This is a genomic window from Mycobacterium sp. DL (assembly GCF_039729195.1).
GTDB lineage: Bacteria > Actinomycetota > Actinomycetes > Mycobacteriales > Mycobacteriaceae > Mycobacterium > Mycobacterium hippocampi_A.
The window spans coordinates 77771-100571 of the sequence record NZ_CP155796.1 but is presented as its reverse complement, the minus strand read 5'-3'; the positions used below and the strand labels follow the sequence as shown (position 1 = coordinate 100571).

22 protein-coding genes are annotated in these 22801 nt (G+C 66.8%); 16 read left to right on the top strand and 6 right to left on the bottom strand.

All coding sequences use genetic code 11. The annotated features are described in order from the left end of the window. Positions 1 to 46: 46 nt before the first annotated feature. Positions 47 to 1747 carry a putative PEP-binding protein gene (locus ABDC78_RS00515; protein WP_178357568.1) on the bottom strand — a complete coding sequence of 567 codons (1701 nt, stop codon included), beginning with the start codon at positions 1745 to 1747 and terminating at the stop codon, positions 47 to 49. Positions 1748 to 1849: 102 nt separating this feature from the next. On the opposite strand from ABDC78_RS00515, the gene ABDC78_RS00510 reads away from it, so the two are divergent. The 13 genes from ABDC78_RS00510 (at position 1850) to ABDC78_RS00450 (ending at position 15147) form a co-directional block, all read left to right on the top strand. After that, positions 1850 to 2629, top strand: coding sequence for a DeoR/GlpR family DNA-binding transcription regulator (locus tag ABDC78_RS00510; RefSeq protein WP_178357569.1), 780 nt, complete (start codon positions 1850 to 1852; stop codon positions 2627 to 2629). Next, positions 2626 to 3603, top strand: coding sequence for a 1-phosphofructokinase family hexose kinase (locus ABDC78_RS00505; protein WP_178357570.1), 978 nt, complete (start codon positions 2626 to 2628; stop codon positions 3601 to 3603). Before ABDC78_RS00510 ends, ABDC78_RS00505 begins: the two co-directional genes overlap by 4 nt. A gap of 23 nt (positions 3604 to 3626) precedes the next feature. Then, positions 3627 to 5624: a fructose-specific PTS transporter subunit EIIC gene (locus tag ABDC78_RS00500; RefSeq protein ID WP_178357571.1), complete on the top strand. Its 1998-nt coding sequence runs from the start codon at positions 3627 to 3629 to the stop codon at positions 5622 to 5624. Positions 5625 to 5658: 34 nt separating this feature from the next. Next, complete coding sequence (locus tag ABDC78_RS00495) at positions 5659 to 5916, top strand: HPr family phosphocarrier protein (RefSeq protein ID WP_178357572.1); 258 nt, start codon at positions 5659 to 5661, stop codon at positions 5914 to 5916. Between the two features lie 146 nt (positions 5917 to 6062). Continuing rightward, positions 6063 to 6857, top strand: a complete 795-nt coding sequence (locus ABDC78_RS00490; RefSeq protein WP_178357573.1) for a hypothetical protein — start codon at positions 6063 to 6065, stop codon at positions 6855 to 6857. A gap of 275 nt (positions 6858 to 7132) precedes the next feature. After that, positions 7133 to 8479 (top strand): type VII secretion-associated serine protease mycosin, encoded by a 1347-nt coding sequence (gene mycP / locus ABDC78_RS00485; RefSeq protein WP_178357574.1) that lies wholly within the window; start codon positions 7133 to 7135, stop codon positions 8477 to 8479. Further along, positions 8476 to 9873, top strand: coding sequence for a type VII secretion protein EccE (gene eccE / locus ABDC78_RS00480; protein WP_218620407.1), 1398 nt, complete (start codon positions 8476 to 8478; stop codon positions 9871 to 9873). Before mycP ends, eccE begins: the two co-directional genes overlap by 4 nt. 22 nt (positions 9874 to 9895) lie before the next feature. Continuing rightward, on the top strand, positions 9896 to 11506 hold the full coding sequence (locus ABDC78_RS00475; RefSeq protein ID WP_178357575.1) for an ESX-1 secretion-associated protein: 1611 nt from the start codon (positions 9896 to 9898) through the stop codon (positions 11504 to 11506). Then, on the top strand, positions 11503 to 11847 hold the full coding sequence (locus ABDC78_RS00470) for a YbaB/EbfC family nucleoid-associated protein (RefSeq protein WP_178357576.1): 345 nt from the start codon (positions 11503 to 11505) through the stop codon (positions 11845 to 11847). The genes ABDC78_RS00475 and ABDC78_RS00470 overlap by 4 nt, the downstream gene beginning before the upstream one ends. A gap of 4 nt (positions 11848 to 11851) precedes the next feature. After that, entirely contained in the window at positions 11852 to 13252 is a 1401-nt protein-coding gene (locus ABDC78_RS00465) for a WXG100 family type VII secretion target (protein WP_178357577.1), read from the top strand. A 10-nt stretch (positions 13253 to 13262) separates the two neighbouring features. Next, positions 13263 to 13580: a hypothetical protein gene (locus tag ABDC78_RS00460; RefSeq protein WP_178357578.1), complete on the top strand. Its 318-nt coding sequence runs from the start codon at positions 13263 to 13265 to the stop codon at positions 13578 to 13580. After that, a complete protein-coding gene (locus ABDC78_RS00455) occupies positions 13577 to 13849 on the top strand; it encodes a hypothetical protein (protein ID WP_178357579.1) in 273 nt (90 codons plus the stop codon). Before ABDC78_RS00460 ends, ABDC78_RS00455 begins: the two co-directional genes overlap by 4 nt. Before the next feature lie 335 nt (positions 13850 to 14184). Next, positions 14185 to 15147, top strand: a complete 963-nt coding sequence (locus ABDC78_RS00450; RefSeq protein ID WP_178357580.1) for a hypothetical protein — start codon at positions 14185 to 14187, stop codon at positions 15145 to 15147. 742 nt (positions 15148 to 15889) lie between these two features. Here the strand turns inward: ABDC78_RS00450 and ABDC78_RS00445 are convergent. Then, on the bottom strand, positions 15890 to 16471 hold the full coding sequence (locus ABDC78_RS00445; RefSeq protein WP_256735899.1) for a hypothetical protein: 582 nt from the start codon (positions 16469 to 16471) through the stop codon (positions 15890 to 15892). Here ABDC78_RS00445 and ABDC78_RS00440 point away from each other — a divergent pair. The 3 genes from ABDC78_RS00440 (at position 16470) to ABDC78_RS00430 (ending at position 20989) form a co-directional block, all read left to right on the top strand. Then, the gene (locus ABDC78_RS00440) at positions 16470 to 17327 is read left to right on the top strand and encodes a secretion protein EccK (RefSeq protein ID WP_256735900.1); all 858 of its coding nucleotides are present in this window, start codon (positions 16470 to 16472) and stop codon (positions 17325 to 17327) included. The two genes, ABDC78_RS00445 and ABDC78_RS00440, sit on opposite strands and share 2 nt — an antisense overlap. Before the next feature lie 66 nt (positions 17328 to 17393). Continuing rightward, entirely contained in the window at positions 17394 to 19580 is a 2187-nt protein-coding gene (locus ABDC78_RS00435; protein ID WP_306172897.1) for an adenylate/guanylate cyclase domain-containing protein, read from the top strand. Between the two features lie 2 nt (positions 19581 to 19582). Continuing rightward, complete coding sequence (locus tag ABDC78_RS00430) at positions 19583 to 20989, top strand: mechanosensitive ion channel family protein (RefSeq protein ID WP_178357582.1); 1407 nt, start codon at positions 19583 to 19585, stop codon at positions 20987 to 20989. Positions 20990 to 21011: 22 nt separating this feature from the next. Here the strand turns inward: ABDC78_RS00430 and ABDC78_RS00425 are convergent, their stop codons facing one another. The 4 genes from ABDC78_RS00425 to ABDC78_RS00410 are packed head-to-tail and all read right to left on the bottom strand — an operon-like array spanning position 21012 to position 22801. Beyond that, positions 21012 to 21398, bottom strand: coding sequence for a PIN domain-containing protein (locus tag ABDC78_RS00425; RefSeq protein WP_178357583.1), 387 nt, complete (start codon positions 21396 to 21398; stop codon positions 21012 to 21014). Beyond that, the gene (locus ABDC78_RS00420; RefSeq protein ID WP_178357584.1) at positions 21395 to 21664 is read right to left on the bottom strand and encodes a hypothetical protein; all 270 of its coding nucleotides are present in this window, start codon (positions 21662 to 21664) and stop codon (positions 21395 to 21397) included. Before ABDC78_RS00420 ends, ABDC78_RS00425 begins: the two co-directional genes overlap by 4 nt. 55 nt (positions 21665 to 21719) lie before the next feature. After that, positions 21720 to 22031 (bottom strand): type VII secretion target, encoded by a 312-nt coding sequence (locus ABDC78_RS00415; RefSeq protein ID WP_178357585.1) that lies wholly within the window; start codon positions 22029 to 22031, stop codon positions 21720 to 21722. Further along, entirely contained in the window at positions 22028 to 22801 is a 774-nt protein-coding gene (locus ABDC78_RS00410) for a hypothetical protein (protein ID WP_178357586.1), read from the bottom strand. The genes ABDC78_RS00415 and ABDC78_RS00410 overlap by 4 nt, the downstream gene beginning before the upstream one ends.

Sequence of the window (22801 nt, the reverse complement as noted above, 5' to 3'; positions counted from 1 at the left end):
GAAAGCAAGGGCAAGCGGCAGTCTCAGCTACGACGGCCACCGACCCTCAGCCCAGCACAGCCCGAGCGGCCGCGCGTGCGTCCGCGGCGCTCGCCGTCGTCAGCACCGCTTCGGCCGCTTCCTTGCACTGCGCCAAGGTGACCTGCGCCAGCTTCGCCCCGACACCCTGCACAGCGGCAGCCGCCGCCGACAGCGACGTCACGCCCAGGCCGGTGAGCACACACGCCAGCAGCGGATCGGCCGCGGCCTCGCCGCAGACGCCCACGGGCTTGCCCGCCGCGGCGCCGGCGCGGGCAGTGATCGCAACAAGCTGCACCACCGCGGGCTGCCAGGGGTCGGTCAGCGTCGCGAGCTCGGCCGACATCCGGTCGGCGGCCATCGTGTACTGGGCCAGGTCGTTGGTGCCGATCGACAGGAAGTCGACGTGCTCGAGGATCCGCTCGGCCAGCAGCGCGGCCGCCGGCACCTCGATCATCACCCCGGGTGTCAGGCCGTACGAACGTGCCTGCGTGGCAAAGCGTTCCGCCTCCTGCGGGGTGGCGATCATCGGCGCCATCACCCAGGGCTGGTTGCCGGTGCGCTCCGCCGCGGCGGCGATGCCCTCGAGTTGATGGGTCAGCAGCCCCGGGTTGCCCTCGGCGATGCGGATGCCCCGAACACCCAGCGCGGGGTTGGCCTCGTCGGGATGTCCGGCGAACTTGAGCGGCTTGTCCGAGCCGGCGTCGAGCGTGCGGATGACGACCTTGAGGCCGGCGAACGCGTCGAGCACCTCGGCGTAGATCGCGGCCTGCTCGTCGACCGTCGGTTCGGCATCGGTGTTGAGGAAGCACAGTTCGGTGCGGAACAGGCCGACGCCCTCGGCCGGGGTTTCCCGGGCTGAGCGCGCCGCCGCACCATCTTGCACATTGGCAAGCACGGCGACGGCGTGACCGTCCGCGGTCGCGCCCGGGCCGGCCCACCCCGCGGCTTCCGCTGCGGCGCGCTCGGCGTCGGCGACGGCTTCGCGGGCCGCTGTTTCGTCCGGGCCGACGGTGACGGTGCCCACGGTGCCGTCAACGAGCACCATCGCCCCAGCGGGAACGTCGTCGAGTCCGGAGACGGCGACCACGCACGGGATCCCCAACTGGCGCGCGATGATCGCGGTGTGGCTGGTCGGGCCGCCGAGTGTGGTGGCCAACGCGATGACCAGCGTGGGATCGAGGCCGGCGGTGTCGGCCGGTGCCAGATCCTCGGCGCACAGGATCGACGGCACGTCGGGCACCGGGACGCCGGGTTCGGGAAGTCCGTTGAGTTCGGCGATGACGCGGTCGCGGATGTCGCGCAGGTCGGTGACCCGCTCGGCCATCAGCCCACCCATCTTGGTGAACATGTCGACGAACTGGTCGACCGCCCCGACCACGGCACGAACCGCGGGAGCACCTTCTTTGATGCGCTTCTCCGCGGCGCCGAGCCAGGCGCGGTCTTGCGCCAGGGTGGCCGTCGCGGCGAGCACCTCGGACGCGACACCACTGGAGTGCGCAGCGCGGTCCCGCAGGCGGGTGGCGACGGCCGCCGCCGCCGCGGTGAAGCGCTCGCCTTCGGCGGGACGTTCGGATTCGGCGACGTCAGCGGTCGCCTCGCGGTCGACGTCGGGCAGCTTGCCGGGACGGATCACCGGTCCGTACTGAACCCCGGTGACCACCGGCACACCCTGCAGTACGGTGCCCAGATCTGCGGCCGGTGATGTGAGCGAAGAAGACGCGGTCATGTGAAGTAGATTACAAGATTTCGTTGACAAGTCAACACGTTCAGGAGTAAAACCAAACGTATCAACATTGAACAGGGTCAATACCCACATAAACGGAGCCATATGTACCCCGAAGAGCGGCAGCAAGCCATCGCCTCGCTGGTGATGGAGCGGGGCCGGGCATCGGTGACCGAGCTGGCTCAGGCGTACGACGTCACCACCGAGACGGTGCGACGTGACCTCGCCGTCCTGGACAAGGCGGGGATCGTGCGCCGGGTCCACGGCGGCGCCGTCCCGGTCCGGGCGCTGCACCTCGTCGAACCCGGGGTTGGCGAACGCGACATCACCCGCCCCGAACACAAGGACCTGATCGCAGCGGCCGCGGCGGAGTTCTTCCCGCTCAGTGGAGCGACCGTGCTTCTCGACGCCGGCACCACCACCATGCGGGTCGCCGCGCACCTGCCGACGGATCGCCCGCTCGTCGTCGTCACCAACTCCGTGCCGATCGCGGCCAGGCTCGCCACCGTCCCGTCGGTGTCGCTGCAACTTCTCGGCGGCCGGGTGCGCGGACTCACCCAGGCCGCGGTCGGGGAGCAGACGCTGCGGGTGCTGGACACCTTGCGGGTGGACATCGCCTTCATCGGGACCAACGCCATCAGCGTGCGCCACGGCCTGTCCACCCCCGACAGCGAGGAGGCTGCGGTCAAGCGCGCGATGGTGGCAGCAGCCAACTACGTCGTCGTCGCGGCGGACTCCTCCAAGGTCGGCCGCGAGGATTTTGTCAGCTTCGCACCCATCACCAGTGTCGACACCCTCATCACCGACCCCGAGATCAGCGCGGCCGACAGCGCCGAACTGAGCGACCAGGGAGTCGAAGTCATCTGCGCAGGAGGCCAATCGTGATCGTCACCGTCACCCCCAACCCGAGCATCGACCGGACCGTCGCACTGCCGACGCCGCTGACCCGCGGCGCCGTGCACCGGGTCACGTCGGTCACGAGCCAGGCCGGCGGCAAGGGCGTCAACGTGGCCCGCGTGCTGACGCTCGCCGGTATCGAGGCCGTCGCGGTGCTGCCTGCCGCCGCCAATGATCCGCTGCTCAGCGCGCTGCAGGTGGCCGGAGTGTCCTACCAGGTGGTGCCGACCACCGAACCCGCACGCACCAACCTGACCATCACCGAACCCGACGGCACCACGACCAAGGTCAACGAGCCGGGTGGGGCCCTGGACGCCGCAGGGGTGCAGGCGCTGACCGACGCCGTGCTCGCCGCCGCCGACGGCGCGGACTGGGTGGTGATGTCGGGTTCACTGCCGCCCGGGGTACCGACCAGCTGGTACGGCGACGTGGTCGCGCTGCTCGCCGCGAAGCCATGCAAGGTCGCCGTCGACACCTCGGATGCGCCGCTGGAAGCGTTGGTCGCATCGCTGGACCGTGGCGCCCCCGACCTGATCAAGCCGAACGCCGAGGAGCTGGCCGGGGTGCTGGGCTACTCGCCGCAGGCGCTGGAAGCCGCTGTGGCACAGGGCGATCCGGAACCCGTTGTGGCCGCGGCCCGACAGCTGATCGACAAGGGTGTCGGCGCGGTGCTCGCCACCCTCGGCGCCGCCGGCGCGGTGCTCGTCGATGCAAACGGCGCCTGGATGGCCACGCCGCCACCGATCGTCCCACGCAGCACCGTGGGCGCCGGCGACTCGTCGCTGGCCGGATACATCCGCGCCGAAGTGGGGGGCGCCGTCCCGCCGCAGCGGCTACAGATGGCCGTCGCCTACGGCAGCGGCGCGGCCGCCCTACCGGGTACCACGCTGCCGAGTCCCGCCGAGATCGACCTCAATGCAGTTCAGGTTTCCCCGATCTCATCGATTCCCGCCAACCAGTGACAACGAAAGACGAGAGTAGTGCCATGACAAGCTCCACTTCCTCACCACCGATCATCACGACCGATCTGGTGCTGCTCGACACCGACGTCGAGGGTGACAAACAGGCCGTGATCACCCGGATGGCCAACAGCTTCGCCGCCGCGGGCCGCACCAACGACGCCGACGGGCTGATCGGCGCCGCGATGGCGCGCGAGGCACAGTCCGCGACCGGCCTTCCCGGCGGGATCGCGATTCCGCACTGCCGCTCGCCGTATGTCGACACCCCGACCATCGGGTTCGCGCGGTTGCGTCCGCCGGTGGACTTCGGCGCCCCCGACGGCCCGGCCGACCTGGCGTTCCTGATCGCCGCACCGGACTCCGGCGGCCAGGAGCACATGAAGCTGCTGTCCAGTCTGGCAAGAGCATTGGTACGCAAGGACTTCGTCGCATCGCTGCGCGCCGCCTCCAGCGACGCCGAGGTGGTCGAACTCGTCGAAGGGGTGGTCAACCCCGCCCCGGCCGCCGCACCCGCCGCGGCAGCACCCGCGGCCGCGCCCGTCGCGGAGAAGCGCGCCAAGTCGATCGTGGCGATCACCGCCTGCCCGACCGGCATCGCCCACACCTACATGGCCGCCGACGCGCTGGCCGCCGCGGCCAAGGAGGCAGGCGTCACCTTCGTCGTCGAGACGCAAGGATCCTCGGGCAGCACTCCGCTGCCGGTCGAGACTATCGCCAACGCCGACGCCGTCATCTTCGCCACCGACGTCGGGGTCAAGGACAAGGGCCGGTTCGCCGGTAAGCCCGTCGTCGCCTCCGGCGTCAAGCGCGCCATCAACGAGCCGGCCAAGATGATCGCCGAAGCCGTTGCAGCGTCGGACAATCCGAACGCGGCCAGGGTCGAGGGCTCGGGTGCGGCTGCCTCGGACGCGCCGTCGGGCAACGTCGGCTGGGGCACCCGGACGCGGCAGATCCTGCTGACCGGCGTGAGCTACATGATCCCGTTCGTCGCGGCGGGCGGTCTGCTGATCGCGCTGGGCTTCCTGTTCGGCGGCTACGAGATCACCGAGACCGGCAATGACATCGCGCTGAACAACTCGCTGACCAACCTGCCCGAGGGCGGTCTGACCCAGTACCTGGGCGCCATCCTGTTCACCCTGGGAGGGTTGGCCTTCGGCTTCCTGGTGCCCGCGCTGGCCGGCTACATCTCGTTCGCGATCGCCGACCGTCCCGGTATCGCACCGGGCTTCACCGCGGGTGCACTCGCGGTCTTCGTCGGCGGCGGCTTCATCGGCGGCATCGCCGGCGGTGTGATCGCCGGTTTCACCGCCTTGTGGATCAGCAATATCAAAGTCCCGCAATGGCTCCGCGGCCTGATGCCGGTGGTCATCATCCCGTTGGGCGCGTCCCTGGTCGTCGGCCTCATCATGTTCTTCCTGATCGGCCGTCCGCTGGCGTTGATCAACACCGGCCTGACCAACTGGCTCAACGGGATGACGGGCACCTCCGCGATCCTGCTCGGCGTCATCCTCGGCCTGATGATGTGCTTCGATCTGGGCGGCCCGGTCAACAAGGCGGCCTACGCCTTCGCCACCGCCGGCTTGGCGGCAGCCACCACCGCGTCCTTCGAGATCATGGCGACCGTGATGGCCGCAGGCATGGTTCCGCCGCTGGCGATGGCACTGGCCACCACCATCCGCCCGGGACTGTTCAGCGAGCCCGAGAGAGAGAACGGCCGCGCGGCGTGGCTGCTGGGCGCGTCGTTCATCTCCGAAGGCGCGATCCCGTTCGCGGCAGCCGACCCGCTGCGGGTCATCCCGTCGATGATGTTGGGCGGGGCGGTCACCGGCGCGCTGTGCCAGGGATTCGGCGTGACGCTGCGGGCCCCCCACGGCGGCATCTTCGTGTTCTTCGCAATCGGCAACCTGCTGTGGTTCATGATCGCTCTCGTGGCGGGCACCGTCGTCGCTGCGTTCGCGGTCGTCGCCGCCAAGCAGTTCATCAAGCCCGGCGCCAAGTCCGAATCCGAACTCGTCGCCGCCTGATCTCTTCACCTCACCCACAAAATAAGGAGAATCCATGCCCAGCAAGACCGTCACCGTCGGCTCGTCCATCGGACTGCACGCCCGACCCGCGGCCATCATCGCCGAGGCCGCCGTCAACGCCGGTGTACCTGTCACGCTCTCGGTCGACGGCGGTGAGCCCGTGGACGCCGGCTCAGCGCTGATGATCATGACCCTCGGAGCCGGGAACGGCGCGCAGGTCACCGTCGAATCCGAAGACGAGGGCGCGCTCAACACCATCGCCGGCCTGGTCGAGCAGGACCTCGACGCCTAAGTCCCTTTTCGCCGAAACTGTATTCCGCGCGCAAGAAATCGACTCCGGACCGCGCGGGATGCAGTTTCGGCGTTGTGAGACCCCGTAAAGCGGGACACTGAGGACGCTGCACAAAAGCGCGGCTTCTACGCATCACCGGAGCTCGGATGGACGCTCAGCCAGCCCTCCCGGTACCGCCGCCGCAGCGCGTTCACTCGCCGACCGGCGTGGCCTGGGCGACCATCTGCGGCACACCGATCGCCGGCGGCATCGTGCTTGCGCTCAACTACTGGAAGTGGAGCCAGAAGGGCCTCGCTGCGGCGGCCGTGGCCGGAGGATTGCTCACAACGGCGCTGCTCGGCGGGCTGAGTTGGATCGTCCCGATCGGTGTTCCCGCCCTTGTTTTCCTCGTGCCGCTGATTGTTTTGGGGTACTTCGCCGCACGGTGGCTGCAAGGCCGCCGCCTTGATGCGCACCGCGCCGCGGGCGGCACCCGGGTCTCCCCCGGGATCGACGCCCTCATCGGCCTAGGTGTCACGACAGTGCTCGTCGGCGCCTTGACCCTCGGGTTCCTCAGCACGGCCCTCAACCCCAGATCGGTTCTCGAATACCAGGAATCGGTCGACTTCGGCCACGGTCAGCTGGTCTTCTACTCGGACGGCGCAACCCGCGATGACGCCCAGAACCTCGGCGAGGCGCTGTTCAACGCCCGGTACTTCGACGACTTGGCACCTGCGGAAGTGTCGATCGCGGGGCAAGGGAGTGGTCGCGTGCTGTCGTTCGTCGGCGCCGACGGTGTGTGGGATGACAGCGCGAGCCTGGAGTACATGCGGCAGCTGGCCGAGTACATCGCCCCGCACATCGGCGGGGAGCCGTTCACGGTGGTCCTTCTGGATCCGAATCTGTACGAGAAGAAGCGCTGCAGATTGGACGACGATTGGCACTGCTCACCGGTCCCCTAGTTGTCACTCTTCGACACCTCGCCCGCCCCGCCTCTCCGCCGAAACTGCATTCCGCGCGCAACAAATCGCCTGAGGGCAGCGCTGGATGCAGTTTCGGCGTGTGGGGGGCTGAAAATAGCGGAACGACCCCACTTCGAGCCCCCTTAGGATTGCGGAGTGCAATCGGTGAGTACGCTCGGCGTGACTTTTTGTGCCACCCGCAGGGTGGCGCCGAGTTTGCTGTGGGCGTACCGGCACACTGAGCGCCGGTCGGGGCTATCGGGGGGTGACGACGCGTGCGCCGTCTTGGTGCGCTGATCTCAGCGCTGATCCTGGTGCTCCTGACTGCTCCACCGGTTGCGGCGATCGAACCCCCGGTCATCGATCCTGCCGCCGTCCCGCCGGATGAAACCGGGCCGGACCAGCCCATGGAGCAGCGCCGCATTTGCGCTGCGCCGACGGTGTTCCCGAACTCGAACTTCGCCGACCGGCCGTGGGCCAACGACTACCTCCGGCTGGCCGACGCGCAGAAGTTTGCCACCGGTGCCGGGGTCACGGTCGCCGTCATCGACACAGGGGTGAACGGGTCCCCGCGGGTCCCCGCCGAACCCGGCGGTGACTTCGTCGACCAGGCCGGTAACGGGATGTCGGACTGCGACGCGCACGGCACCCTGACCGCGGCCGTCATCGCAGGCCGACCTGCCCCGACCGACGCCTTCATCGGGGTCGCCCCGGATGCCCGGATCCTGTCGCTGCGCCAGACGTCCGACAGCTTCCAACCGGTGGGTGCGCGCAACGATCCGAATGATCCCAACGCCACCCAGACCGCGGGCTCACTGCGCAGCCTGGCCCGCGCGATCGTGCACGCGGCCAACATCGGCGCCCAGGTCATCAACATCAGCGAGGCCGCCTGCTACAAGGTCACCCGACCGATCAATGAGAACGTTGTCGGGGCCGCGATCAACTACGCCGTCAACGTCAAAGGCGCGGTCATCGTCGTCGCCGCCGGCAACTCCGGCGGCGACTGCACCCAGAATCCGCCGCCGGACGCCGCGATACCCGCCGATCCGCGCGGCTGGCAGCAGGTGCAGAACATCGTCTCGCCGGCCTGGTACTCGCCGCTGGTGCTCACCGTCGGCAGCATCGCGCCCAACGGCCAGCCCAGCGGGTTCTCCCTGCAGGGCCCCTGGGTCGGGGCGGCCGCTCCAGGCGAGAACCTGGTGGCGCTCGGCTACGACGGCAACCCGGTCAACGCGCTGCAGGGCGAGGACGGCCCGATCCCGATCAGCGGCACCTCGTTTTCCGCGGCCTACGTGTCGGGTCTCGCCGCGCTGCTCAAACAGCGTTTCCCGGAGCTGACACCAGCGCAGTTGATGAACCGGATCACCGCCACCGCGCGGCATCCGGGCGGCGGCGTGGACAACGTCGTCGGCGCCGGCGTCATCGATCCGGTCGCTGCGCTGACATGGGATGTTCCGCCTGGGCCTGAGAACATCCCGTACGAGGTGAAGGAGATCTCCGCGCCGGTGTACATCCCGCCGCCGGACCGCACCCCGATCACCGCGGTCGTCGTCGTCGGTGTCAGCGTCGCAGCCCTGCTGGGCATCGGTGCGCTGGCCAGACGGGCTCTGAGACGGCGATGAACAAGATCCTCTCCGTGTTCGGGCTGCGTTTCACCACGGGCCACGCTCTGTGGGCCGCGGTGCTGATCCCGGCCTGCGTGCTCGTGTTCGATCAACTCGACCTGCTGTGGCTGGGAATCACACTGGGCGTGCTGATCGGGCTGGCCGCGGTGCTGACGTTCCGGGGTCGACGGCTCACAGGCTGGGTGGCCGCGCTGTTCGCGTGGCGGCGCCGGCATCGTCAGCCACCTCCGGCGCCGTCCGAGCCAGCGGTCGGCGCGACGGTGATGCCCGGTGACCACGTGGCGCTGCGCTGGCAGGGCGAGCACGTGGTGACGGCAATCGAACTGGTCCCGCGACCGTTCACCCCGACCGTCATCGTCAACGGCGAAGCCTTCACCGACGACGTCGTCGACAGCCGCCTGGTCGAGGACCTGCTGTCTGCCTATTGTCCCGATCTGGAGGCCGACGTGGTGTCGGCGGGCTACCGCGTCGGCAAGACCGCACCCGCGGCGCTCGTCGCACTCTACGAGCAGGTGGTCGGCCCCTACCCGGCTCCGGCGAATCGGCGGACGTGGATCCTGCTGCGGGCCGATCCGGAACGGACACGCAAGTCGGCGTTGCGCCGCAACGCAGGGGTTTCGGGGCTGGCGCAGTACCTGGTCGCATCTACGACGCGGATCGCAGACCGCCTGTCCAGCAGCGGCATCGACGCACGGCCCGCCCGCAGCTTCGACGACTACGACCGTGCCACCGAGATCAGCTTCGAGCGTGAGACCTGGTCGATGATCAAGGGACGCAGCACATTCACCACCGCGTACCACGCGCCGGGTGGACCCGACGTGTGGTGGTCGGCACGTGCAGATCACACCCTAACGCGGATCCGAATCGTTCCCGGGTCGGCGCCCACGACGACGGTTCTGCTCACCACACTGGCCAATCCCACAACACCGCGTGGCTTTTCGTGCCTCTACGGCGGGCAACGTGCGGCGCTGCTAGGTGAGAGCCCGGTGACCGACCGCCACTACGAACTCCCGATCGGCTCGGCCGGGGTTCTCGTGGGGGAGACGGCCGACCGGTACCCGGTGTACATGCCGTTCGACGACGTCGATGTCAGCATCAACCTGGGTGATGCCCGGTTGTTCACGCAGTTCGTGGTGCGCTCGGCGGCGGCGGGTGCGGCCGTCACCCTGGGGCCACAGTTTCGCGAGTTCGCCGGCTACATCAACGCCCGGATCGGGCAGGACGCGAAGGTCGCGTGGCCGAACTCGACGACCTATCTCGGCCCACATCCCGGAGTCGGTCGAGTGATGTTGCGCGACAACTACATCGCGACTCCGCGCCACAAGCAGCTACCCATTCGGCTGATCAACCCACGCGAGGAAAGCCGCTACCAGATGGCTCTGGAGAGCTAGCTCAGCGTCTGAAGGAGACAACATGTCGGGGGACGAGGTTCGGGTCGAACCAGAGGATCTGCGCGCCAAAGCCGCTCAGATCGAAGCGATCTCGTGGGGCACCAACCCGGTACAGGTGCCCGCCGTTCCCGCAGACGCACTGACCACCGCACAGACGGCGGTCGACAATCTCAACGCCAACGCCAAAACGCTTGCAGAACATCAGGAGTACGGCAAGAAGCAAGGGCAACGCCTGGCAGAGACGCTGCGTTTGGTCGCTTCCGCCTACGAAACCGTCGATCACAACGCCATGGAGAACATCAACAACACCATTCCGGGCGCTGCTCCGGCGCCGCCGGCCCCGGTGACACCGGGTGCGAATACGGTGCCGGCCCCAACTGCGCCGCAGCCGCTGCCCATCCAGCGCGGCATGGCATCCGGGGACTACATGGAGGTCATGGCCGCGCAGGGCGCGCTGCTCAACGGTGACCAGGCCGCGTCCCTTCAAGCCGCATCGACGACGTGGGCCCAGAACGGCGCAACGCTCGCGACGGCAGCCGAGGGTTTCGAGCTCTCGAGCGTCAACTGGGAGGGCGAAGCCGCCGACGCGGCCTACCGCAGTTTCAATGACTACCAAGCGTTCCTGGTGGAACTGTCAGGCGCGTGGACCCGGTTGGCCAGCGAGGCGCAGCGGGTGGCAGCGGCGCACATCAACGCGGTGGGCAACCACACCCCAGTGGCTCAGCAGTACGCCCAGCTCGAAGCGCAACTGCCAGCCGCGATCGCCAACGGTGGCAGCGCCGCGCGAGTGATCCAACTGAAAATGGAAGAGCTGCAGAAGGAATCCGAGGAGCTTCGCCACCAGTACGCTCGCGAGGCCCAGCCCGACGAGGTCAATCCCCCGGAGCCGCCGAAGAACACCGGCACCCCGCCGATCCCGGTGCGCAGCAACGGTGATCCGCGCAGGGCCGCGGGAACACCGGAGCAGCAAGGTGGCGGGTCAGGTGGCCAGCAGGCCTCCAACGGTGCCACCGGCGGCGCGGGTGGGGCGCCCCAGTCGATGCCGCAGGACGCACCCCTGTCACCGATGTCCGCGGCGGAGCAGGCGTCCCAGGCGGGCCAGCAGGCCGCCCAGCAGGGCGGGCAGCAGGGTGGCGGATCGCCGGGAGGCGGCCAGCCGGGCGGGTCACCGGGCGGCGGTTCCCCGGGTGGTAGCCCGCCTGGCGGCGGCATCCCGGGCGGCCCCAAGAGCGATCCGAAGCTTCCCACCGACCCAAGCCTGAGACCGGCCGCTGCGGGTGGCGGCGGTGCGTCCGGCGGTGGCGCGGGAGGGGGCGGCGGAATACCCGGAGCAGCAATGCAACCCGCGGTCGGTGCAGAGACGGTCGCGCCGACGCCGGTGGTCGCCCCTGTTGTGCCGGCGGCTGCCGCGGGTGGGGTGGCCGGAGGTGGCATGGCCGGCGGCGGGATGGGCGGCATGGCGCCGATGATGGGCGCCGGCCAAGGCGGCGGAACCGGCGAGAAGAAGCGCAACCCGCAGCTGTCGCAGGACGAGGAGCTCTACACCGAGGAGCGGCCGTGGACTGAGGCCGTCATCGGCAATCGGGTCCGGCGCAGAGGCGGCCCCGACGATTCGAAGAAGGAGTCGCAATGACCGACGATATGCACCCGGAAGTCGCTGCCGTGCTCAGGCAGGCACGGCGACTGCAGTCGTTGATGGACGAGCAACTGGACAAGATGGCCAGCGACTCCTTCACCGCGGCCGACGAGAGCGAGACGGTCGAGGTGACGCTCAACGGCCACCATTGGCTGAAGGACGTCTACATCGAGGACGGCTTGTTGCGGCTGGGCTCCGAGACCGTCGAACAGCGGGTGAATGAGGCGCTGCAGAAGGCGAACGCGGTCGCCAGCGAGTCGATCGATGCCGATCGTCAGCGCATTGACGCGGTGGTCGCCGAGATCACGGCGGAGATGTCGGACAAGCAGCCTGAGTAGCGCAATGGCAGCGACGATTTCGGTGGTCCGGGGGTCGAATCCCGACGGTGTCACGGCGGCGGCCGGGGCGTTGCAGAAGTCCGTTGCCGAAGTGCAGACGCAGATCCACAGTCAGCAAGGACTTCTGAGCGGTGTTCGTCAGAGTTGGGCAGGCCGTGCCAGTACCGCAGCGATTGGCCGCGGCTCTCGGCTGGTGCAGTCGCAGATCGATTTTCGTAATCGCTTGGACGCCGCGCGCCGAGCGTTGTCGGCGGGCGGCCGGCAACTGTCGGCGTTGCGCGCACAGATCTTGTCGTTGTCCTCTCAAGCGTCGGTGTTGGGCGGCATCGTCGGTGATGACGGGACGGTCCGCCCGTCTGGCAATGGTCAGATGATGACACCGACTCTCGCGAAGGCCTACACGGTTGTGCTGCAACGACTGCTCCAGAGCTTCGATTCCGTGGACTCTGCCACCGCCTCTGCCGTGCGCGGTGCAGGATCTAGCGCCACCGTGCAGGCAGTGGGCTTCGGCGTGGGCGGCGATGCGCCGCAGAGTCCCCCGGGATTGGATCCTGCAGTCGGTGAGAAGCGTCAGAACGAAATCGATGCGTTCAAGAAGGTGTTCGGCCGTGAGCCGACATCCGAAACCGACTGGCAGACAGCGGCCGCACTCGACCCGCACAGCTACGGCGAGAAGTACCAGGGAGTGCCCCCGAACATCGTGGTCGGGAAGATCGAACCTGTACCTGGACAGGGGGTTGTGAAATCTGGACTGTTCATTCCGCGAGACGAGGTGTTCAACGTTCCGCGAAACGATCTGGGAGACAACCGCGGATTCGATCCCAACTTCGGCCCCGAAGACACCCGGGTGGGCCTCTATGTCGACTACGAGAACGGTGTGGTGATCGCCCGACAGAACCCCTCGGTCGACGACGCCGGCAATGTCAAGGTCGCAACACCGGAGGTGAAGGTCCAGCAGGCCCCCGACGGGGCGGTCCGGATTCAGTACGACGCCAAGAACGCCTTTGCGCCGCCAGGGTCGGACCTCTCCGGCCATGTGGTTCGGGGCGACGTCGTCGTCACGCCGGGAAGCGGTGGACAGCCTGCGACCGTGGACGGCCTCATCGGCGACTATCCGTCGTTGGAGGTCTACCAGAACATGCCGGACGGGACGACTCACACGGTCGTCCAGGATGCCGCCGACAGCGGCAACTCACTCGGCCCGCTCACCGAGCTACCGTTCTCCCACGAGATCGGCGACGGAGCAGCAGCTTTCGAGCCATTCGAGTCGTACGCACCCCAACTTCCGGGAGGCCCGCGCTTCCCCGGCGACACCGTTCCATACGTTCCAGGCCAGGTGGATGTCAACACCCCGACCAATCTCGGACCGACCAATGACATTCCCCGAGTTGTCGTCGTCCGATAGGAGCATGTAGATGATTTCTCAACCCCAGCATCTGCCGTGGTGGCAGCGACAGAGCACCTCGTTTTGGGCCGCAGCGACCGTGGGCGTTCCGGTACTGCTCTCTGCGGGGTTGTTGCTTGCGGTGCCGGTGAAGTTACTTTTCGACGCCAGCGGCGTATCCCTGCTGGGTTCAGGGTTCGCGGTCGTCGCGGCGGTCGAACTGATACTCGTCCTCGTGTCCGTATTGCTGTTTCGGCGACGGTCTGCGTGGACTACCGGAGCGGCTCTGGCCGGCGGCATCGCCGGAGTGTTCCTACTCGCTGCGGCGTCGTTAAGGCTGGTGCTATGAAAAGCGGCATCAAGTTCGACCAGTTCTTCGGGCCGGCAAGCCTATTCGGTGTTGTTCTCGGGACCGCCTATCTGCTGCTCGTCGTGATGCGGATCATCGATATCGGTGTGGGCTACGGTGCCGTGGTCATCGTCGGGTTGCCGCTGATGCTGACGACGGGCGCATTCAGAAGGTTCGGCACTGGACTTGTTGTGTCGTTGGCGGTGATACCGCTGACGATCGTGACGTTCCTGGTCGGTGCCGGCCTCGGCGCGAGTGTGGGTGGTTAGCGATTAAATGCGATCACCATCGAGGTGGCCGCCGGACGTGGCGGCCAGAATCAGCGACATGGAGCCCTCCGGACCTCTCGTAAGCTGGTTGAGTCGGAATCGCGGTCAACCCGAACAGCGGGTTGTGGTGCTCTGGGAGGAACGGGGATGAAGACGCACAGGCGGAGGTGGGGCGCGTGACCACGCCACCTCCTGGCCAGTGGCCTCCTCAGCAGCCCCCGGGGGTTCCACCAGGCCCGCCTCAGTGGGGTCCGCCCCCGCAATGGGGGCAGCAACTACCGCCTCAGATCGGCGGCAATCGATCCAAGTGGATTCTCGGCGGGCTTGTACTGCTCGTGGTTGTAGTCGTCACCGTCGTCACGACGTTGCTGTTCACGCGCGATGGTTCAAGCACAGATCCGCCCACGGCTTCGCCCTCAGCGCCTAGTACGTCATCAGATGCCAGCGAGATCGCCAGCGCCGATGACGACAAGGGCGTCGGGATTATCGTCGATGAACCTACCTGCGCCGCATGGACTCCCATCGGGGACACGTTCGCCGAACAAGCAGCGAAAGGCTGGAACGACAGAGACCCGTCAATTCCCGCCTCGGACTGGACGGAAGCTCAGCGTGTTCAGCATCTGGCCATAGCGGATGCGATGCGTTCCGCTGCTGACCAAACGGCGGCTTTAGTCAAGCTGACACCACATCGCGTCGTTCGAGAGCTTTACGAACAGTCGATCGCCTACTGGCGCGATTACGCAAACAAAGTGCCTACCTACACGCCGGCCGATGATCACCTCGCACGAGTCGCTACTGGAACATCGAACGCATTGGTATGGATTTGCTCAGCGATAACTTACGGCTCAGCTTCCGCACGAGCTCCCCTAGTTGTGGAATCGCCAGCGCCACTCGATTTTGCACCACTCGGTGACCCCTCCGATCCTGAACGCTTTGTCACCGAGCCATTGTCCGTCTGCAGTCAGTGGAGCCAGGCCGTTGAGGAATTTGACCGTGACACCTCTGAATGGCTCGCAACCGATCCGAACCTATCGGTTTCTCAGTGGCCGCCCGAACAGCAGGCCATATACGTAGAGATGACGACTGTGATGCAGACTAACGCGGGGAAGATGCAGGACCTAGGACTGCGTAGTGGGAACGCCATTTTTTACGACTTCGCAACGCTAGCTGCTCAATACCGCAGAGGTTTCGTCCAGTCCTTTCCCAGTTATGTACCGTCTGATGCTTATCTTGCCAATGCCGCTGCAGAGCTAATTGCCGCTAATGACCAAGCGTGCAAAGCGGCGGGATCTCAATAGTGGGTATCGGAAAGTTCGCTGGAGAATACGTCGAAGAGATGACCGAGCCTGCTGGTTGGCCGGACATCGACGAGACGGAGCTCCAAGAACGTGCCGCGGAGTTCCTCAACATGCGGAACCAAATTGAAGCTGTCGTGACTAATTGGCGCCAGCAGCAGGGCCAAGTTTTCGAAGGGGGGATATGGGTAGGGCAGGGGGCCGATGCTGGTAGATCGTCAATTCAACAACGGGTTGGCGATATGACTTCTCTTCAGGAGCACCTTGGAAAGGCGTTCGCTTTTTACACCTTGGCCACTGGTGTCGTCGAGCAGACAAAGATGGCAGTAAATGCAAATTTGCAGAATGCCCAACAGATCATTCAGGATATCCGCCAGATCCCCAACATCGACGACGCGACGAAGAACGGCCTCATTCAGTTATACGTCGCTTGGCAGAATATTGTGAACAGTAGCGAAGTCTCAGCGATGTCCGGGCAAGTTCCGACATTTGTTCAATGGACACCTCAATCCGCATCGATTCCCGCACCAGTCCCGACACCGCTTGAACAACGACAAGGAACCGGGCCGCCCCAATCAAGATTTGTACGTCAAGGTGCACTCACTCGTCCGGTGATCAGCCCAGTATCCAGTTCTAGACCGACCCCACCGGTCGATGTCGTTGGCGCTAAAGGGGGGCCGCCTGAAGCATCACCTTTCGACGCTGTCGGCGGGGCACCGCAATCTCAAGCTCCCCCGATCTCAAATCAACCAGCAAGCCCCGGCGCCCTCGCCCCATCCAACCCATCGGGCGGATCGTCCGCACCGACCAGCTCCATGGGCACATCCGGAGCGTCGTCCGGAGGAGCAGCTTCACCAACATCGTCCTCGCCATCGGGGTCCGGTTCGTCGAGCCCCAACGCGTCCGGCTCACCCGCCGCGACCCCGACGGGCGCCGCAGGCGGCGCTCCCAATGCCGCAACCCCGGCAGACGCGGCCAAGTCAGCCAGGACCACTTCGCCGCTGCAGCCGCTGACCAGCCAGCCACCGTTGGCGTCGTCCGCTCCGGCCACGTCGCCCGCTCCTGCCCCGGCGCCTACCAGCCAAGCGGCTGCGGCGGTCCCGCCAGCGGGCGGCGCATCCGGCGGAGCGACCGGCGGCACTGGGATCTCCGGGGGTGGCGCAGGCGGAGCAGCACCGGTCAGTGCCGCGCCGACAGGCGGTGCCAGCCCGGCACCGCCGATGCCGCTCGGACCACCGACCACCCCTGCACCGCCCGGTCCCCCCGCCCCCGGCGCCCCGGGCAGCATTGCGCCCACGGCGGCTACCGGACCCGGCGTTTCCGCCATGTCGGCGGCCGGCAGCGGCGCCGCGCCCGCACCTGTACCGGTCTCCACCGCGCGCGCTGAGCGGGATGCGATCCAGTCAGCCGCGGTCGCCGGTGCGCTTCGCCGCAAGACCAACGGCAGCGACCCGCTTCAACGGGCTCGCCACATCGGTGCCGCCCTCAACGCAGGGGTGATGGACTTCGGATTCTTCTGGGTCACCGCGTTGACAACCGACGACACCATCGTCGTCGCCAACAGCTACGGGATGGCCTACATCCCCGACGGCGCGCACCTCCCCGAACAGGTGCGGATGGCCACCGCCGACGAAGCCATCCCGTCGACCGAACGCGCTACGTGGGCGACCTACCCCATTCTTGCGGTGCAGGGCTGGGCTCAACATCACGACCTGAGGCTGCGCGCAGTTGTCGCCACCGAGGAGCAGTTCGCCAGCTTCGACCCCGGCGCCGCCAAGATCATCCTCACCCCGGACGACATTCCCGACGATGGAAAGATGCAGGGCCGCAGTCGTTTAGAGGTCATCGCCCCCTCGGCAGCCCAAACCCTCTCCGCCGTCAGCGACTTCGGCCTCAACGAGCTACTGCCTCCGGCTCCGGCGGACATCACCCCACCCGCCGACGAAACCGCGAAGCTGTGGTTCGACGTCGCCAAGCCTCTGATGAGCACCAGCCCGCAACGCGGCGGTGCCCACCTGTCGGCATTCATCATCTACGCGAATCACGCCCAGGAGCTCGCGCTCTACCAGGCTCACACCGCGACCGATCCGCAGACACAACGGCAGGCCATCGCCGACTGGGTGTACTGGCAGCATCTGGCGGTGCTCATCGGCGACGCGGTCAGCGTCGACGCATCGGTCTGATCCGTCGAGCCGCCCTCCTCTCAACTCCCACGAGACCCACCCGCCGCACGCTAATGTCATTTGCCGATGACAAACCGGACAGACAAGACCCACAATGCGGGCCAGGAGCCTGCCTATCCGGTGGAGCTGCCCCGCCACCTCGGCAAAATGCTGTCGAAAATCAGTATCCAGTCCAAGTTCCTGCTCATGCTGCTCGTCACCAGCATCCTGTCCGCGGCGGTGGTGGGCTACATCGGCTTCGAATCGGGCCGCATCTCGCTGCGCAACGCCGCCTTCGACCGACTCACCGAGGTTCGTGAATCCCAGAGCCGACAGCTCGTCGCCGAGATATCCGACCTGACGAACTCGATCATCCTGTTCGCGAGAACCAGCAACGCCGGGACCGCGATGACGGCCTATACCGCCGGCTTCAACCAGCTCAACGGTCCCGACGCACCACCGATCGAACCCGCCCAGGAACAGGCCCTCGCCAACTACTACACCACCGTCTACGCCCCGGAAGAGGAAGCCAGAACGGGCGTCGAACTCGATGTCGCAGCACTTCTGCCGACCTCATACGCACAGCGGTACCTGCAGATCCACTACACGATCCCCTTCACCGATGCCTCGGAGCGGATCGCGGTCGACGACGCCGGGGACAGCAGCGAGTGGTCAGCGGCCAACGCTCGCTTCAACAACTTCTTCCGCACCGTCACGAGTCGTTTCGAGTTCGAGGACGCGCTCCTCATCGACACCCAGGGCGATGTGGTGTACTCGGCCAACAAGGGCATCGATCTGGGCACCAATGTCCTTCGCGGCCCGTTCCGCGGCGGGGATCTCACCGACGCGTTCAACCGGGCGATGCGCAGCAACGCACTCGATCACGTCGAAGTCACCGACTTCAGTGCCTACCAGCCTGCGCTGGAGCCGACGGCCTGGATGGTCAGCCCGGTCGGCCCGGTCGACCAGGTGACCGGCGTTCTCGCCCTTCAACTTCCGATGTCGAAGATCAACCGTCTGATGACGGTCGACAAGCAGTGGGAGCAGGCCGGCATGGGAACCACCGGGGAGACGTTCCTGGTGGGAGACGACGACTTGATGCGGTCGGACTCCCGACTGTTCCTTGAGGACCCGGACCGGTACCGCTCCGAGGTCGTCGCCGCCGGCACCCCGCCCGATGTCGCCGATCAGGCGATCCGTCAGGGAACCACCGTGCTCATCCAGCCGGCGGGCACCGAAGCGACCCGCCTGGCAGCCCAGGGGCAAACCGGCACGTTGATCTCCGACAACTACCTCGGGCGCCGCGCACTGCAGGCCTACGCGCCGATTGCCGACGATGAACTGCAGTGGAACATCGTCGCCAACATCGACGCCGCGGAGGCGTTCGCTCCGGTCAACCGCTTCACGCGCACCCTGATCCTGTCGACCACCGCGATCATCTTCATCGTGTGTGTGATCGCGATGCTGCTGTCGCGCCGGTTCGTGCGCCCGATCAAACGCCTGGAGGCCGGCTCACGCCAGATTGCGGCCGGCAATTACGGCGTCGTATTGCCTCTCCGCTCGCTCGACGAGTTCGGCGATCTCACAAAGGCTTTCAACGAGATGAGCAGCAACCTGTCGCGCCACGAACAGCTGCTGGTCGAGCAACGCGAGGAGAACCACAAGCTGCTGTTGTCACTGATGCCCGAGTCGGTGGTCGAGCGGTACCGGGAGGGCGAGGAGAACATCTCGCTGCACCACCAGGACGTCAGCGTGATCTTCGCCGAAGTCGTCGGCCTCGACGAACTGGCCGTACATCTGTCCTCGGAGGAATCGCTGGCCATCACCAACAAGCTGGTGCACCAATTCGACCTGGCTGCCGAAGATCTCGGCGTCGAACAGGTACGCACGCTGCACAACGGCTACCTCGCCAGCTGCGGGCTCAACCAGCCCCGTCTGGACAACGCCCGCCGCACCGTGGACTTCGCGATCGAAATGCACCACATCATCACGAGATTCAACGCCGAGTCGGGCTATGACCTGCGCCTGCGTGCCGGCATCGACACCGGCACCGTCGGTAGCGGTCTGATCGGCCGGACCAGCATCGCGTACGACATGTGGGGTGCAGCGGTCAATCTCGCCTATCAGGTGCGCAATGGATCGTCCCAGCCCGGCGTGTACGTCACCTCGCGGGTCTACGACGTCGTCAGGGACCTGCACGACTTCACTGCGGCCGGCGTGATCAGCCACGACGGGAACGACGAACAGACCTATCGCCTCGCGGAGAGCCGCTAGCGATGGAATCCCTCGACCAGCCGTGGTTCTACTGGGCACTATCGGTAGCAATCGGGTTGCCGATCGGGCTCATCGCGCTCACGGAGCTTCGCACCGCGCTGGAGCGCCGGGGCAGTGCGCTGGCCAGACCGGTGGAACTGCTGCGCAACTACGTCCTCCCGTTGGGGGCGCTCCTGGCACTGCTGACGGGCGCCAATCAGGTGTCGGTCCACGCGACCCCGGTGCGACTGGTCGCCACGACGCTGGGCTTCGTGGTGCTGGTGCTGCTGCTGTCCGGCCTCAATGCCACAGTGTTCGACAGCGCTCCGGAATCCAGTTGGCGCAAGCGGTTACCGACGATCTTCCTCGACGTTGCCCGCTTCGCGTTGATCGCGGTGGGTCTGGCGCTGATCCTGTCAGTGGTCTGGGGCGCCAATGTCGGCGGGCTGTTCACCGCGTTGGGTGTCAGCTCGATCGTGCTGGGTTTGGCGCTGCAGAACTCGGTCGGGCAGATCGTGTCCGGCCTGCTGTTGCTGTTCGAGCAGCCGTTCCAGATCGGCGACTGGCTCGACACCCCCTCCGCGCGCGGCCGGGTCATCGAAGTCAACTGGCGTGCAACCCATATCGAGACTGCCAGCGGCTTGCAGGTGATGCCTAACTCCGTGCTGGCCGGGGCATCGTTCACGAATCTGAGCCGGCCGGCGGGAGCTCACACGATCTCGGTGTCGACGGTGTTCGCCGCCACCGATCCGCCGGACGCCGTGTGCGAGGTGCTGGGCCAGGTGGCCGCCGGGTTGCCTCAGCTGCGTGTGGGCGATCGCATTGCAACGGTGCCGATGGGTGCGACCCAGTACTGCACCACCATTCCGCTGCGGTCCCCCGCCGACGACGCTGCCGCCCGTGCCACGTTCCTTCGATGGACCTGGTACGCCGCCCGGCGCGCCGGACTGCATCTGGACCAGGTGGACGACGACTTCTCCAGCGAGGATCGGACCCGGTCCGAGTTGCAGGCGATCGCGACCACACTGCGTCTCACCGGCATCGACCAGCAGCTGCTGCTCCCGAGGGTGCACCTGACCCGCTACGGCGCCGGCGAAACTCTTCAGGTGCCGGGGGAACTTCCCACCAAGATGACGTTCGTGATGTCCGGGCGGGTTCAACTCACCGTCTCCGATGACGACGACGTGCTCCCGGTTCGGATCCTGCAGCGGGGCGACTTCCTCGGCCAGAGCGCACTGACCCGCGAGGCGGTGACCGCGGGCGCGGTGGCGCTCGAGGAGGTCACGGTGCTCCAGATCGGACGTGACGACATTCAAGAGCTGGTGCGGCACAAACCCCTGCTACTCAAGGACATCGGCAAGGCCATCGAAGAGCGTCGCAAGAAAGTCCAGGCCGTGCTCGAGACGGCACGGGGGGCTCAAAGCGGCTAGGACTGGGTTCGGAGCGCGCGCACTAGCCTCGCGCCAGTGGTAGTCCGAGATCAACGGCACGGGCGGTCAGTGCTTCGTCGAAAGTGGCGACCGCCGCCGCGTGCATTTCGGCGTTGTAGAGCACGCAGCAGTCCGGCATTTTGAGCCGGGTCGAAGCCCGCAGCTCCCCGAGCCGACGAGCACCCTCGGCCGGCAGCGCGAGAGGTTCGACCTCGAGGCCCGCCAGAAGGTGCTCGAGTCGGTCGGCCTGACCCGAGCGGGCGGCGCCGACATAGACCTCCGCGAGCGTGACAACGCTCGACGCGAACTGCTCTGAGGCATGCCGCAGCAGGAGATCGGTTGCGGCGTCATGGTGGGTGTCGGCCGAGTCGAAGTGTGCAATCAACACGCTCGCGTCGAGCACGATCATTCGGGCCAGTCCCCGCGCAACTCCGTCAGGTACTGGGGACCGAACACGCCAGTCAGCGCGCCGCCGGTGTCGGCGATTGCCTGTCGACGTTCGCGATCTTGCTCAATGCCGTTGTGCGCAAGCGTCTTTTGCCCGGCCAGGATGAGTTGGCGCAGCAGCGCGCCTGGTTTGTCGGCAAGGTCGGGCCATGCGCGACGGGCGACAGCAAGGGCGTCGCTGATGTCGTCGGTCTCGGTGATCGCGTGGCGCCGGCGGTCGGTCGGCATGACCGAAGTGTAACACTGCCCTACGTAGTGTTGCACCTGGTCGTTACACCCCCGCCTACGACGCCGGCGGAACATCCACCTGACGTATTGCCTCGCCCGACGCCCTATCCGTCGACTCGTACTTCCCGGCGGCTGCACCCAGATTCGAGCCGTAGGTGTGCACTGCGTCCACCAGGGTGGACATCTCGGTTGCCACGAAGGCCTTCGCAGCTGTGCACGCCTCCGCGGTTTGCAGTTGCGTCACGGCGGCCGCAGCATCACCCAGCGGGGCGTCGACCTGCACGGCGGCCAGTTTGTCCGCAGCCGCAACGAACGCCGCGCCGGCGCTGCGCAGTTGGTCGGTGTTGACCTCCAGGCTGCCGCTCACAGGTTGATGCTGTCGTCGGTGGCTACGGGCGGTTCGGCAAGCCGGTGTCGGCCGGAAGGTGTTCCTGGCGAACCGCTTTCACTGCTGTCGGGCGCGCGCTCGCTTCCCTGCCGACCCGCGGCGGCGCCGTCCTGCTCGTCGCGCTCCTCTTCCATGGGCGCCTCGGGCGGTTGTTCGTCCGCCTGTTCCGCCTCGGGCAACTCACCACCTGGGAGATCGATCCCGCCGGCGGCATCACCCTGCCCGCCCTGCCCGAACTGGCCCGCCATCTGACTGACCTGTTGGCCGACCTGCTGGGCACCCTGCATCACGCCCTGCGGCACCGCGGCTACCGCTCCCATCACCTGCATCGGCATCTGCGCCATCTGCCCGGCCATCTGCATCGGCATGCTCATCATCTGGCCCATCGAGTCGGCACCGGACGAACCTGCGGCCGGGCTGCCCGATCCGGTACCGGGCAGTCCTGACGTGTTCTGCATCTCCTGGCTGATCTGGCCGCCCAGTTGCTGGTCGGTCGACGAATACGCCTGGGCCGCATCCACCACGCTGTTCGCAGTCTTCGTCGACTGCGCCTGCACCGCGGGCAGCTGCGCGATCACCGGGTCGTCGATCGCCGGGATCTGGCCGATGATCGCCAGCGACAGGGGGTCGTTTCCCATCGGCTTGAAAGGCGCGGGCGCAGCCGGTAATTGAGCCGCTGAACTCAGCAGTTGACCACCGGCCATTCCCAGCTGTTCGGGATCGACTGACAGTGGAGGTGGATTGCCCAT

Bases quoted from the DNA above. Each gene is read 5' to 3' on its own strand.
- ABDC78_RS00445 (WP_256735899.1), bottom strand. From the start codon at position 16,471: ATGGCGGAAACGCCGGGTCCGGTAGCCGCCGTGGGCGCAATGCTGCCC.
- ABDC78_RS00455 (WP_178357579.1), top strand. From the start codon at position 13,577: ATGAAAAGCGGCATCAAGTTCGACCAGTTCTTCGGGCCGGCAAGCCTA.
- ABDC78_RS00470 (WP_178357576.1), top strand. From the start codon at position 11,503: ATGACCGACGATATGCACCCGGAAGTCGCTGCCGTGCTCAGGCAGGCA.
- ABDC78_RS00440 (WP_256735900.1), top strand. From the start codon at position 16,470: ATGTCGGCGGCCGGCAGCGGCGCCGCGCCCGCACCTGTACCGGTCTCC.
- ABDC78_RS00420 (WP_178357584.1), bottom strand. From the start codon at position 21,664: ATGCCGACCGACCGCCGGCGCCACGCGATCACCGAGACCGACGACATC.
- ABDC78_RS00410 (WP_178357586.1), bottom strand. From the start codon at position 22,801: ATGGGCAATCCACCTCCACTGTCAGTCGATCCCGAACAGCTGGGAATG.
- ABDC78_RS00435 (WP_306172897.1), top strand. From the start codon at position 17,394: ATGACAAACCGGACAGACAAGACCCACAATGCGGGCCAGGAGCCTGCC.
- ABDC78_RS00430 (WP_178357582.1), top strand. From the start codon at position 19,583: ATGGAATCCCTCGACCAGCCGTGGTTCTACTGGGCACTATCGGTAGCA.
- ABDC78_RS00475 (WP_178357575.1), top strand. From the start codon at position 9,896: ATGTCGGGGGACGAGGTTCGGGTCGAACCAGAGGATCTGCGCGCCAAA.
- ABDC78_RS00425 (WP_178357583.1), bottom strand. From the start codon at position 21,398: ATGATCGTGCTCGACGCGAGCGTGTTGATTGCACACTTCGACTCGGCC.
- ABDC78_RS00500 (WP_178357571.1), top strand. From the start codon at position 3,627: ATGACAAGCTCCACTTCCTCACCACCGATCATCACGACCGATCTGGTG.
- ABDC78_RS00515 (WP_178357568.1), bottom strand. From the start codon at position 1,747: ATGACCGCGTCTTCTTCGCTCACATCACCGGCCGCAGATCTGGGCACC.
- ABDC78_RS00465 (WP_178357577.1), top strand. From the start codon at position 11,852: ATGGCAGCGACGATTTCGGTGGTCCGGGGGTCGAATCCCGACGGTGTC.
- ABDC78_RS00490 (WP_178357573.1), top strand. From the start codon at position 6,063: ATGGACGCTCAGCCAGCCCTCCCGGTACCGCCGCCGCAGCGCGTTCAC.
- ABDC78_RS00460 (WP_178357578.1), top strand. From the start codon at position 13,263: ATGATTTCTCAACCCCAGCATCTGCCGTGGTGGCAGCGACAGAGCACC.
- ABDC78_RS00510 (WP_178357569.1), top strand. From the start codon at position 1,850: ATGTACCCCGAAGAGCGGCAGCAAGCCATCGCCTCGCTGGTGATGGAG.
- eccE (WP_218620407.1), top strand. From the start codon at position 8,476: ATGAACAAGATCCTCTCCGTGTTCGGGCTGCGTTTCACCACGGGCCAC.
- ABDC78_RS00495 (WP_178357572.1), top strand. From the start codon at position 5,659: ATGCCCAGCAAGACCGTCACCGTCGGCTCGTCCATCGGACTGCACGCC.